Annotated in this window: 8 protein-coding genes and 1 pseudogene; 4 read left to right on the top strand and 5 right to left on the bottom strand. The window is 74.3% G+C overall.

All coding sequences use genetic code 11. The features are described from left to right. The first annotated feature begins 153 nt into the window (after positions 1 to 153). A complete protein-coding gene (locus ACIBL4_RS38385) occupies positions 154 to 1,632 on the top strand; it encodes an aminotransferase class I/II-fold pyridoxal phosphate-dependent enzyme (protein WP_399416451.1) in 1,479 nt (492 codons plus the stop codon). 661 nt (positions 1,633 to 2,293) lie between these two features. Here ACIBL4_RS38385 and ACIBL4_RS38380 read toward each other — a convergent pair. From ACIBL4_RS38380 to ACIBL4_RS38360, 5 genes and pseudogenes are all read right to left on the bottom strand, one after another. Beyond that, on the bottom strand, positions 2,294 to 3,628 hold the full coding sequence (locus ACIBL4_RS38380) for a S1 family peptidase (protein WP_399416450.1): 1,335 nt from the start codon (positions 3,626 to 3,628) through the stop codon (positions 2,294 to 2,296). 307 nt (positions 3,629 to 3,935) lie between these two features. Further along, positions 3,936 to 4,364: pseudogene (locus ACIBL4_RS38375) on the bottom strand (PhoD-like phosphatase N-terminal domain-containing protein); the annotation flags it as partial. A 179-nt stretch (positions 4,365 to 4,543) separates the two neighbouring features. Further along, positions 4,544 to 5,311 carry a metallophosphoesterase gene (locus tag ACIBL4_RS38370; RefSeq protein WP_399416449.1) on the bottom strand — a complete coding sequence of 256 codons (768 nt, stop codon included), beginning with the start codon at positions 5,309 to 5,311 and terminating at the stop codon, positions 4,544 to 4,546. Further along, positions 5,308 to 5,595 carry a BON domain-containing protein gene (locus ACIBL4_RS38365; protein ID WP_399416448.1) on the bottom strand — a complete coding sequence of 96 codons (288 nt, stop codon included), beginning with the start codon at positions 5,593 to 5,595 and terminating at the stop codon, positions 5,308 to 5,310. The genes ACIBL4_RS38370 and ACIBL4_RS38365 overlap by 4 nt, the downstream gene beginning before the upstream one ends. A 25-nt stretch (positions 5,596 to 5,620) precedes the next feature. Then, positions 5,621 to 6,307 carry a nucleotidyltransferase family protein gene (locus tag ACIBL4_RS38360; RefSeq protein WP_399416447.1) on the bottom strand — a complete coding sequence of 229 codons (687 nt, stop codon included), beginning with the start codon at positions 6,305 to 6,307 and terminating at the stop codon, positions 5,621 to 5,623. 368 nt (positions 6,308 to 6,675) lie between these two features. On the opposite strand from ACIBL4_RS38360, the gene ACIBL4_RS38355 reads away from it, so the two are divergent. The 3 genes from ACIBL4_RS38355 to ACIBL4_RS38345 all read left to right on the top strand — a co-directional run bounded on the left by ACIBL4_RS38355 (position 6,676) and on the right by ACIBL4_RS38345 (position 11,891). After that, positions 6,676 to 6,840, top strand: coding sequence for a hypothetical protein (locus ACIBL4_RS38355; RefSeq protein ID WP_399416446.1), 165 nt, complete (start codon positions 6,676 to 6,678; stop codon positions 6,838 to 6,840). A 118-nt stretch (positions 6,841 to 6,958) separates the two neighbouring features. Next, on the top strand, positions 6,959 to 7,537 hold the full coding sequence (locus tag ACIBL4_RS38350; protein WP_399416445.1) for a hypothetical protein: 579 nt from the start codon (positions 6,959 to 6,961) through the stop codon (positions 7,535 to 7,537). Positions 7,538 to 7,553: 16 nt separating this feature from the next. Continuing rightward, on the top strand, positions 7,554 to 11,891 hold the full coding sequence (locus ACIBL4_RS38345) for an HAD-IC family P-type ATPase (protein WP_399416444.1): 4,338 nt from the start codon (positions 7,554 to 7,556) through the stop codon (positions 11,889 to 11,891). Positions 11,892 to 11,928 lie beyond the last annotated feature (37 nt).

The raw sequence follows: 11,928 nt of genomic DNA, 5'->3' as shown, positions 1-11,928 counted from the left end.
GTGAGGCGGTGCCGTTGGGCGGGCACCGCCCGGGTGCCGCGACAGCACGGCGTTTCGACCCGTGCCGGAGTGCAACACGGTCGGTGTACCCGCCGGGCCGCGACAGCGTGGACGCCGCGGCGGCGGCCGGGCGGGCCGGACCTGGGAGGAACCATGGACCACTCGCGCGTGCCCGTCCTGGAGGCGCTGGAGGACTTCCGGCGCCGTGGCGACATCGCCTACGGCCCGCCGGGCCACAAGCAGGGCAGGGGAGTGGACCCCCGGGTGGCGGAGATCGTCGGGCTCGACGTGTTCCGGTCCGACGTGCTTTCCCTCAACGGCCTCGACGACCGCCGCCAGTCGCAGGGCGTCCTCAGCCGGGCCCAGGACCTGATGGCGGACGCGGTCGGCGCCGAGCAGGCGTTCTTCTCCACCTGCGGCAGCTCCCTGTCCGTGAAGACCGCCATGCTGGCCGCGGCCGGGCCGGGCGAGAAGCTCCTGCTGTCGCGCAACGCCCACAAGTCGGTCGTCGCGGCCGTCGTCGTCAACGGCGTCGAACCGATCTGGGTGCACCCGAAGTTCGACACCGAACGGCACCTGGCCCACCCGCCCGAGCCCGAGGACGTCCGCCGGCGGCTCCGGGAACACCCCGACGCCAAGGGCATGCTGCTCATCACGCCCACCGACTGGGGCTCCTGCGCGGACATCGGGGGAGTGGCCCGGGTGTGCCACGAGTTCGACGTGCCCGTCATCGTCGACGAGGCCTGGGGCGCCCATCTGCCGTTCCACCCCGGCCTGCCCGCCTGGGGCATGGACGCCGAGGCCGACCTGGTCGTGACGAGCGTGCACAAGATGGGCGGGGCCGTGGAACAGAGCTCCGTCTTCCACCTCCAGTACGACCGCGTCTCGCCCGAGGCCCTCAAACAGCGCGAGGACCTGCTCGGCACCACCAGCGCCTCCTCCCTCGTGTACGCCACGCTCGACGGCTGGCGCCGCCAGATGGTCGAACAGGGGCACGAGCTCCTGGACGCCGCCATCCGCCGGGCCGAACGCATCCGGGCGGCGGTCGCCGAGCTGCCGGGTCTGCGGCCCATGGGCCGCGAGATCGTGGAGGAGGGGCTCGCCGCCGACCTCGATCCGCTCAAGCTCGTCATCGACGTACGCAAGCTCGGCATCAGCGGCATGCAGGCCGCGGAGTGGCTGCGCACCCACCGGCACGTGGACGTCGGGGGCTCGGACACCTGCCGCATCAGCGCCTCGATCACGCACGCGGACGACGACGAGACCGAGACGGTCCTGGTGGACGCCCTGGCCGAGCTCGTCGAGCGGGCGGACACCATCGAGCGGCGGCCGCCGGTCCACCTGCCCGAGCCCTCGGCGCTGGAGCTGGAGCAGGCCATGCTGCCCCGCGAGGCGTTCTTCGCCCCGGTCGAACACGTGCCCGCCGAGCGGGCCGCGGGACGGATCGCCGCGGAGATGATCAGCCCCTACCCGCCGGGCGTGCCCGTCGTGGCACCCGGCGAGGTCGTCACCGACGAGGTCCTGGACTACCTGCGCAGCGGTGTCGAGCACGGGGTCCTCATCCCCGACGCGGCGGACTCCTCCGTCCGCACCCTGCGCGTGGTGGCACGAGGGTCAACCACTCATCCCTGAGATTTGGAAAAGTCATTTAAAGGTCGAGCTCGACGGCGTCTACCGCGACAGCCGTGAGTGCGCAGCGCTGGCGCTGCAGTCGGAGGTGACCAAGCTGCTGCTGTCACCGCCCACACCGCGCCCGAAGAAGGGCTGAACGCACAGACAGGAGTAGCACACGCGAGCGGCCGCCCCGGTGGCGGTCGACGGGGAAGCCGAGGGCCTCGCCATCGCGGCCGTACGCGTGCGAGAGCCGACGCGCTGCTGCCCAGCACGCTTCCGCACACCCAACCCCTGCCCGACGAACTCGCCGTCGCAGCGTGCGCCGCATGCCCCAGTACCACCCCACCCTGGTCGCCGCCTTCGCCTCGGTCCTCGCCACCTCCCGGTCCCTGTCCCGGCCGGCCCACGCCTCATGACGGTCCGTCGGCCGCCCCCGTGGGCGTGGCCGGGCGAACCACTAGAAGTCGAAGACGAGGGGGACGGATACGCGTGCCGCGGCGGGGGAGGGGCCCCAGTCCCGGATGACGCGTCCGCGGGCCCGTCGACGGCGGCAGCCCCGGCCCTGCGCGTCCCGCCCACGGACGTACGCCCGGACGATCAGCGGCTCGCCGGCGCCGTCGCCGCGTCCGACGCCCCCGACGCCGTCTTCGCCTTCTCCCGGCGCGGTGCCGCACCCTGCTCAGCGGCGGCACCGCGCCGCCCCCGCCGCTGCCCCGCCCCCGGCCTGGATCACGGTGGCCCCGGCCTCGTAGACCCGGCCCGCGGCCCACGGCTGCGCCACGGGCGTTGTCCTGCGGCGCGCTGGCGCCGGGGAGTCGGCCTCCGCGGTCTTCAGGGTGAGGCCGAACTCGCTGAGCAGCGGGTTGATGGGCTGGAAGAACGTAGTGCCGCCGCTCTTGCAGTCACCGGTGCCGCCGGAGGTCACGCCCTGCGCCTGGACACCCGCGACGTACGGCCCGCCGGAGTCGCCGGGCTCGGCGCACACCGTCGTCTGGGTCAGCCCGTCCACCTTGCCCTCGGCGTAGCTGACGCTGGTGTCGTGCTGCTCGACCTTGCCGCAGTGCCAGCCGGTGGTCGACCCGGAGCGGCAGACGGCCGCCCCGACGAGAGCCTGGACGGAGCCGGTGATCTCCACCTTCTTGTCGCCCTCGCCCTTCACGTTCGGCGTGGCGTTCCACTGGTCGTTGACGGCCACCCACGACATGTCCTTGCCGGGGAACGTGGAGGCCTGGAACGTGCCCTGCTCCGCCTTGTCGAACCCGGTCGTCCTGGCGCCCTGCTTGCCGCAGTGTCCCGCCGAGGCGAAGCCCTCCTGCTCGCCCTTGGTGACGGAGAAGCCCACCGAGCAGCGGGCGGTGCCGTCGGTGTAGTAGGCGTCGCCGCCGGTGACGTCCGGCATGAGCCGCGGCCGGTTCGCCGTCACCTTGACGTCCACGCTCTTGCCGTCGAGCCCCGCGGCCTTGACGAACGTCGCAGCCGCCGCCTTGTTCCCGGCCTGCACCACGACCCGGTTCGCCGGGACGTCGACGTACCACAGGGGCGTGTCCCGGGTGCTGACCCGGGCCGCGGCCGCGTCCAGCTTCCGCTTCACCGCTGTCAGGTCGCGCAGCGACTTCTTCACAACGGCCGCCTTCGCGCCCTGCGCCTTGATGGTGGCCACGTCCGCGGTGTCCGTGGTCGCCACGACGAGCTCCTGCGACGTCGTGCCCCGCAGCCAGGCCCCCGCGAACCGGTCGCCCAGGGCGTTGCGCAGCCGCCCGGCCCGGGTGCCCGCCTCCGCCTCGTTGACCAGCCGCCGCGACGCCTGGGCCGGGGTCAGCCCGAGATCCCGCTCCATGGCGCGCAGCACCGGAGCCGACGGCCGGTCGGCGCCGAGCGTCTGGGCGGCGGCGGGCGGCGGGCCGGCCGCCGGGTTGGGCTCGGCCGCCACGGCCGAGGGGAGCCCGGTGGCGACGAGCGCGCCGATCGCGGTCAGGGCCGCCCGGCGGCCGGTGACGGCGTGTCTGTGGACCATGCGTGGTGTCTCCTTCGTTCACGGATGTAACTGCCGCAAAGCCCGAGGCTTTGCCTGAACGGCCTTGCCTGAACGGTCTTGCGTGATGTCCACGGCGGCCCCGTTTCGCGCTTTGGTGCGGCGAAGGGCGCCAAGTGCAGCACGGCGGCAGCCCCTCGTCTCAGGCGGAGTTCAGACCGGGCGAACCCACCTCCGTGACGAAGGACGCGGTCGTCGTGATGGTGCCGCCCGGCCTGGTGATGGCCGAGACGGTGCGGAAGTCGACCTGGGCGGTGTCGCGGCCCAGCTCGACCCGGACGTAGCCGCGCCTGACGTCGACGTGCACGCTGTGGGCGTACTCGGGGTGGGCGGTGGCGACCCCGCTCTGCTCGACGAGGAGGAACCACTCGTCCATGGCCATTTCCCAGGAGACGACGACCCGCTGCCGACCCAGGCCGCCGTCCTCCGCGAGCGGCTCGGGAGCGAGCCGGGTCCAGATCAGCACCGAGTCGGGCAACGGGTCCCCGGAGGCCACGCCGAGGGTGAACGGGTCGTCGGTGATCCGCGCCGCGTCGAGCTCGGGGGCGGCGCTGGCACCGCGGGCCGGCCGGTTGGTGGATAAGGCGAGCATGGCCGCCGCCGCGGTGACGGTCAGGAAGCGGCGGCGGGCGACATGCGGTGCCGCGGTGCGCAGTACGGCGTCGTGCGGGGAGAAGGCATGCTCGGACGGTGGTCCTTGACGGCCCGTCAGCGCCATCTGATGTCCTCTCGTACGGGGCGCGGAGCAAGCATGCTAAGCAGGCGAAATGCCTGAAAACGGCACGACTTGTGCGGCGTTCACACCAGAGGCGGTAGGGCCCGTACGGTGCGGGAGAGGAACCGGGCACACGAAGACCGCCGCCGGCGTCGGCCGGCGGCGGAGGGGGATTCGGCTGTCTAGCGGGCCGCGGGTGCGGCGGCCCCGGTGGTGGCTGCGTGCTCGTGGACGGGCAGGTGGTAGACGTGGAAGGCCCGCCCGATGACCGGCTGGGCGACGTTGCGCACCCGCACGCCGCCGCTCGTCATGCCGTGTTCCGTACCGGCGTGCGCGTGACCGTGCACGGCGAGGTCGGCGCCGGCGGTGTCGATCGCCTCGGCCAGCAGATAGCTGCCCAGGAACGGATAGATCTCCAACGGCTCGCCCGCCAGCGTGTCCGGGACGGGGGAGAAGTGGGTCAGGGCGATCCGCGCGTCACAGCCCTCCTCGCCCAACTGCTCCAGGGACGTGCGCAGGCCGTCGGCGCACCGGCGCGAGTACCTGACGAACTCCTTCATGACCGGCTCGCCGAACTCCCCGGCGCAGCGGCCGACGAAGCCGCCGCCGAACCCCTTGGTGCCGGCCACGCCGATCCGCGTCCCGCCGCTCGTCACGACCGTGCCCTGCCCCTCCAGGACGTGGGCGCCGGCGTCCCGGAGGATGGCCGTGACCTCGTCGGGCCGGTCGTCGTGATGGTCGTGGTTGCCCAGTACGGCGACCACCGGGACCCCGAGGTCCCGGATCTCCCGGGCCACCACCCGGGCCTCCTCTGGGGTGCCGTGCCGGGTCAGGTCGCCGGCCAGCAGCAGGAGGTCGGCGCACTCGGGCAGGGTCTCGAAGGCGGGGCGGAGCAGGCCCTGGTCGCCGGGCCCCAGGTGGATGTCTCCGACGGCTGCGATGCGGATCATGCCAGTTCCTCCGCGTGGTCGGGGGAGGACGTCTCGGTGACCACGAGGTCGCTGTGCACCGGGAACCCGGCGAGCTCCTCGTGGACCGTGCGCAGAATCTCGTCGCGGCAGGGCGCCGAGGGCACGGTGCCGGTGAGCAGCACCGTCTGGCCGCGGGCCTCGACCCGGACGCCCAGTTCACCGAGCTCACCGGAGGCGAGGCGCTCCTGGACGTGGGCGATCCGGTAGTCCAGGTTCTGCTCCGGCTCCCCGCCGCCCGTGTGCTGTGAGCCGTGGGTAGTCATGGTGTTCCTTCCGCATCAGACGGCATCAGATGACGTTCAGGCGCTCCAGGAGGAAGAAGAAGGCGGCGGGCATGGGTGCGTCCCCGCACTCGCGCCGCACCCGCTCCCAGTCGACCTTCTCCCGCAGGGCACGCGCGATGGGCAGGGCCGCGCCGAAGTCGCAGTGGTGCTCGGAGAAGGCGGCGATCAGGCTCCACAGCAGGTCGGTCGGGGCCAGTACGGGCATGCGCACCGAGTCGACCGAGACCTCCTCCGCTCGCTCCAGCATGTCCGCGCCGACCGGCTGGTGCGCCAGCTCGAAGATGATGTCCACCGGCTGGCCGAAGCACGTGGCCTTGATCAGCCAGTCCTCCGGCGGGCTGTAGACCGTCAGCCCGGCCTCGCGGAGCGTGGCCGCCACCGCGTCCGCGTCCTCGGGACGGATGGCGAAGTCGACGTCGTGCTGGAGGTTCTTCTCGCCGCCGTGCGCGTACGCGGCCACGCTCCCCGCCAGCGCGAACAGATGCCCCTTGCGTTTCAGCACGGCACCGACCTGCTTGGCCGCCTCCAGGATCGCCTGGTTGCGGTCCAGGGGCAGCTCCTGTGGCGGCTCGTCGGCCTGCGGGTCCTGTGGTGGCGCGGGCGGCGCGGGCTCGGGCTGGTCCGGGGTCGGCCGGAAATCGGGGATTCCCGGTCGCCGGACGAGCGTCGCGTCATCACCGTTCTGCGTCATGACCACTCCATTCGCCGAACCGGACACCCGCCGCCGCGCGGCGTCCGGACCCGTGACGGCCTTGCGTGCCTGCTCTGAGTACCCGGAGCGGTGCCCCCGACACGGCAGGTCTACGAGGAGCACCGTGCCGAGACCCGCTTGTCGCGGGCAGGGCGCGACGGGCTGCCCGGGCCCCGCCTGGCCCCGCCGAAACAGGTCGCTGCCGTCCGCCTCCGGCCCGGGGCGGACCACGTCCGGTGGCGGTCCGGGCCCGCGCTGGTGCCGCTGGCATGGCGTCGAAGCACCACCCCGGCATGAAGGAGCATCCCGTGAACAAGCTGCCGTAGGCCCTGCTCACCGCCCTGGTCCCGGCGGCGGTCGCCGCGCCCGTGCACGCCGCCACGACCCGCCCGGCGGACGTCACCGCGAGCCAGCGCATCGCCAGTGGCGGCGTGATCATCATCTCCGCCGTGGGCGACGGATCGCACTCGTACACCAAGCGCTGCGTGGGTGGCATCCACGACGGCGAGACCGTCCTGCGGGACATCGACTGAGACCCGGCAGCGGCCTCGGCCGAACAAGACAAGCGCTCGCTCCAGCAAAGGCGGAATATGGGGGAAAGAGCTGGGAAACCGGTTGAAGCCGCTGGACAACGCGCTTGTGGAGGCCGCCATGAACCAGGAGACATCACGTTCGCCCGATCTTCCGCAGCCGTTGCGGGCCGTCGCCTCCGGGCTGCGGCACCTGCCGGGCGCGGAGCAGGTGGGCAAGGTGGCCGAAGACGCCCTGGACCGGATCGGCGCGGTGTCGCCGCGCGGCCGCCGGATGGCCGTCTACGCCGGTGCCGGAGTGCTCGGCGTGGCCGGAGTCGTGGAGTGGCCGGTGGCGCTGACCGGCGCGGCCGTCGCCTGGCTGACCCAGCCGAAGCCGGGACAGCGACCCGACGGCGCGTCGGGGGACGGCGGCGCGCAGACCGCCGGAGCCGGTGAACACCGCGCCGGCGTCCAGGTCGTGCCGGACGACGAGGGCACCTCCTCGTACGGCCCCGGCGACAAACTCGCCTCCTCCCACTACCGGCACGACCGCCCGGAACACCACGTCCACGAACAGCCCGCCAAGGTGGGCGACACCGTCACCGCCTCCGCGCTGAAGCAGGTCGCCGAGGCCACCGCGCACCACGACCCGCACGGCGAGGAGCCGGACCGAGAGCAGGCACACCGGCACGGACACGACAGCCGGCCCACCGGCTGAGTCGGGACAACAGGAGATGCTCACACGCTTCGACGTCGCCCCGCTCGTAGGGGCCATGGCCGGGGCGGCGGCAGGCGCCGCCCGCAGCACCGCCCAGGGAGTGACGTCCGTCTACGACACCACGCGGCGCGTCCGCAACGTCGCGCGCAACGCCCTGTCCGGCGGACAGCACTGGAAGGCGGGGCAGCGCGTCCACATCGCCCTGCGGCGGCCCGACGGCGACATCGGCGGCATCGCCCGCAAGCTCGCCGGGGAACTCCTCGACCACCCGGACGTCGTCGCGGCGTACTGGGACGAGGGACTGTCCCGCCTGGTGATCACCGCGGCCGAGGACGCCGTCACCGACCGCGTCAGCGAGCACGCCACCGCGCTCGCCACCCGCCTCGGCCTGACCGAGGGCGCCGACCCGGAGGCCCAGGAAACCAGCCACCCCGGCGACCCCGGCGAGGTGCGCCTCACCGCGGCGGCGATCCTGCTGGACGCCGCCGGGGCCGCCGGTGCCCTGGCCGGCCGGTCCCTGCGCCTGCCGCCCACCTCACGCATCGTCACCGCCACCGTCACGCTGCTGCGGGAGAACCCCCGCTTCCGGGCCCTGCTGCGGCAACGGCTCGGCACCCACGGCATGGAACTCGCCCTCGCAGCCGCCAACGCCGCCACGCACGGCGTCGGCCAGACCCCGCTGGCGCTCGTGCTCGACGGCCTGCTGCGCAGCAGCCATCTGACCGAAGCCGTGGCCAGGGCCGCGGCCTTCGAGGCACTGCACGACGACATCTGCCACGAGCAGCGCACCAGCCTGCCCTGCCCTCCGGACACCCGGCCGCCGCTCAAGGTGACGCCCGCGCAGGAGTACGCCTCCCACGCCAGCACCGGCAGCCTCGCCGGCGCCGCCGCCACCCTCCTCGTCACACACTCCGCGAGGGAAGCGGCCGAAGCCGTCCTCGCCGGCTCCCCCAAGGCGGCCCGGTACGGACCGGCCGCCTTCAACGCGACCCTCGGCACCTTCCTCGCCCGGGCCGGAATCCTCGTGCGCAGCGCGGAGCGCCTGCGCCAGCTGGAGATCGCCGACGCCCTCGTCCTGCACGCCGACGCCCTGCGCAGCCGGCGACAGGACGCCCAAGGTGACGTGGACGGGCTGCCCGACGACCCGGTGCATCCCTTCGCCGAGGCCGTCCTCGACGCCGCCCGCCGGGCAGGACTGCACGTCGTGATCGCAGGCGGCTCCGACCTGAGGGACATCACCCGGCTCGCCGACGAGGTCGCACCCGGCGCCAAGCCGTTCGGTGACGTCGTACGGGCCCTCCAGGACGACGGGCACGTCGTGGTGACCGTCGCCCGCCTCGACGGGTCCGGCGACGGACACGTGGCGGCCGGACTGCCCGCCGGCGATGTGGCGATCGCCCTCACCGACGGCCGCGCGGCCGTCTCCTGGGGCGCCGACGCGCTGGCCCCGGGCGGACTCGCCGACGTCTGGCGGCTGCTCACGGCGATCCCGGCGGCCCGGCGTGTCGGACGCCGCTCGCAGACCCTGGCCCGCGCGGGGGCGGCCCTCTCGGGGCTCCTGGTCGCGCGCGGCGGGCAGCCCCCGGGCCGCAGGCTGCTGTGGCCCCTCACCCGGCACGCCCCCGTCAACATCGCCGCCGCGAACGCCCTGCTCGCGGGCTGGCTCGAAGCCGTCCGGGTGGCCCGGGCCACCCCGCCCCCGCCCCGGCTGCACATACCCTGGCATGCCCTGGAGCCCCACGAGGCCCGTGCCCGACTGGGACGCGTCGACCAGGACGGGGAGCCCACCGGCCTCGCCCTGCTCGCCGACCGTTCGCGGCAGCAAGCCGCTCGCCTCGTCCGCCACCCGGCCGTGGCGCCCGTCCGCTGGACCTGGCAGGCCGCCGGTGCCGTACGCCGCGAACTCGACGATCCGCTCACCCCCGTCCTGGCCACGGGCGCTGTCGCCTCGGCGCTGCTCGGCTCGCTCGTCGACGCGCTGCTGGTCGTCGGCGCCATGGACCTCAACGCCGTGACCGGCGGACTCCAGCGGATGCGCGCCGAACAGGCACTGGCCCGGCTGGCCGCCCGGCAGCAGCCCAAGGCCCGCAAGCGGGACGGCCGCAGGCGCACCGTCACCGTCGACGCCGCCCGGCTGCGCCCCGGCGACGAGATCACCCTCGGCGCCGGCGACGTCGTACCGGCCGACGCCCGGCTGCTCGACGTCGACGGTCTCGAGGTCGACGAGTCGGCGCTCACCGGCGAGTCCCTGCCGGTCGGCAAGACCGTCGAGGCCACCCCCGGCCTGCCGGTGGCCCAGCGCACCTGCATGGTGTTCGAGGGCACCACCGTCGTGGCCGGCCGCGCCACCGCCCTCGTCGTCGACACCGGCGACCAGACCGAGGCGGGCCGCGCCGTCACGCTCGCCGCCCGCACGCCGCCGCCCGCCGGCGTACAGGCCCGGCTCCAGGAACTGACCCGCAAGGCCCTGCCGGTGACCTTCACCGGCGGCGCGGCCGTGACCGGGCTGTCCCTGCTGCGCGGCAGCCCCGTACGACGCGCCGTCAGCGGCGGTGTCGCGGTCGCGGTCGCCGCCGTACCGGAGGGGCTCCCGCTCGTCGCGACCGTCGCGCAGATGGCCGCCGCTCGCCGGCTGTCCCGGCGCGGCGTCCTGGTCCGCACCCCGCGCACCCTGGAGGCGCTCGGGCGCGTCGACACCGTCTGCTTCGACAAGACCGGCACCCTCACAGAGAACAAACTGCGCCTGATCCGCGTCGCCACCGCCGACGGCACCGTCCTGCCCGTGGAGTCCGAACAGGCCGTACCGCTCCTGCGCCTGGCCGCCCGCGCGTGCCCGCAGGAGGAGACGGGCCAGGGCCGCCGTGTCGCGCACGCCACCGACGAGGCCGTCCTCGACGTCGCCCCGCCCGACCAGGGCTGGACACCGACCGGCGAGCTGCCCTTCGAGACGCGGCGCGGCTACGCCGCGGCGGTCGGCCGTGACGGCGACCCGGACTTCGGCGAACTCCTCGTCGTCAAGGGCGCCCCGGAGACGATCCTGCCCGCCTGCCGGGACCTCCCCGACGGCACCACCGACACCGCCCACGAACTGGCGGGACAGGGACTGCGCGTCCTCGCCGTCGCCCGGCGCCCCTGCCGGGCCGGAGACGCCGACGCCGAACTCGACGCGCCGCTCGCGGACCTGGAGTTCAGCGGTTTCGTCGCCCTCGCCGACGTGCCCCGCGAGACCTCGCACGCCCTGCTCGCGTCGCTGCGCAGCTCCGGCATCCTGCCCGTCATGCTCACCGGCGACCACCCGGAGACCGCCCGCGCCATCGCCCTGCAACTGGGCTGGCCGGAGGAGACCGAGGCGGTGACCGGGGACGAACTCGTCGCCATGGAGCGCAGCGAGCGCGTCCGGGTGCTGCGCGGCGCGGGCGTCATCGCCCGGGTCGCACCCGAGCAGAAACTGCACGTCGTGGAGGCCCTGCAACAGGCCGGACGGGTCGTGGCCATGGCCGGTGACGGAGCCAACGACGCCGCCGCCATCCGCGCCGCCGACGTCGGGGTCGGCATCGAGTCCCGCGGCTCCGCGGCCGCCCGCAACGCCGCCGACCTCGTCCTCACCTCCGGCGATCTCTCCGTCCTGGTGGACGCGGTCGCCGAGGGCCGCGCCCTGTGGCGCAGCGTCGCCGACGCGGTGAGCATCCTCATCGGCGGCAACGCCGGCGAGGTCGGCTTCAGCGTCCTCGGCACCCTGCTGGCCGGCGCCTCGCCCCTGTCGACGCGACAGCTGCTGCTGGTCAACCTGCTCACCGACATGTTCCCGGCCATGGCGGTGGCGGTCACGCCGAGCAACGACCCCTCGACGGCGGAACACGCCGCGACCGGCCCGATGGGCCTCAACGTCCTCGGCGCGCCGCTGCTGCGCTCCATCCGGCGCAGGGGCATCACCACCTGCCTCGGCGCGGTCACGGCGTACCTCATCGGCCGCCTCACCCCCGGCACCGAACGACGGTCCACCACCATGGCCCTGTGCGGCGTGGTCGGCGCCCAGCTCGTGCAGACCCTCTCCGGCCGGCGCCACAGCCCGCTGGTGTGGGTCACGGCCCTCGGCTCCGCCGCCGTACTCGCCGCCCTCGTCCAGACGCCCGGCGTCAGCCACTTCTTCGGCTGCACGCCGCTGGGACCCGTGGGCTGGGCCGGCGTGGCACTGGCCATCGCCCTCTCGGTGCTGGCCCCGCGCCTGGAGCGCCTCCAGGCGGTCCACGCCCTCTACGACGCCGCGGCACGACTGGCCCTGCGCCTCAACGACCTGACCCAGGAGGTCCGGGAACGGCTGCAGAGCGGGACGGCCCGGCCGGCGGCGGCGTAGCGGGCGACGAGAGGGCCAAGACAGCCCGGACAGGAGC

The organism is Streptomyces sp. NPDC050416, from assembly GCF_044458845.1.
GTDB lineage: Bacteria > Actinomycetota > Actinomycetes > Streptomycetales > Streptomycetaceae > Streptomyces.
This window is presented reverse-complemented; position numbering and strand designations above follow the sequence as displayed.